Origin of the sequence: Trinickia terrae, assembly GCF_005144415.1 — a bacterium.
Classification (GTDB): domain Bacteria; phylum Pseudomonadota; class Gammaproteobacteria; order Burkholderiales; family Burkholderiaceae; genus Trinickia_A; species Trinickia_A terrae.
Map to the genome: position 1 here is coordinate 1 of NZ_SWJE01000055.1, position 291 is coordinate 291.

The window sequence follows — 291 nt, forward strand, 5'->3', positions numbered from 1 at the left end:
TCGCAATCGCGATGACAAGCGGCAATATCCCCCCAACGAAAAACACCGAGCGCCAGCCCATCGAAGGCAGCAGGCTTGCGCAGAGCAACCCTCCGGCGATTGCCCCGCCCGTGAAGCCGCATGAGACCCACGCCATCAGCGAGGCTCGATATTTCCGCGGGCTGTATTCGCTCACCAACGCAGCGGCATTGCCCATCACGCCACCAATGCCCAAACCGGTCAGGAAGCGAACCACAAGAAACGCCGGAATACTATGCACAAGCGTGGTGCCGAGCATGCATAGCCCATAGA

At 60.1% G+C, this 291-nt stretch carries 1 protein-coding gene; it reads right to left on the minus strand.

Translation table 11 applies throughout. From position 1 onward, the window contains the following. Positions 1-277, minus strand: a 277-nt coding sequence (locus FAZ69_RS33050) for an MFS transporter (RefSeq protein WP_240702573.1), incomplete at its 3' end; no start/stop codon positions are given. Positions 278-291 lie beyond the last annotated feature (14 nt).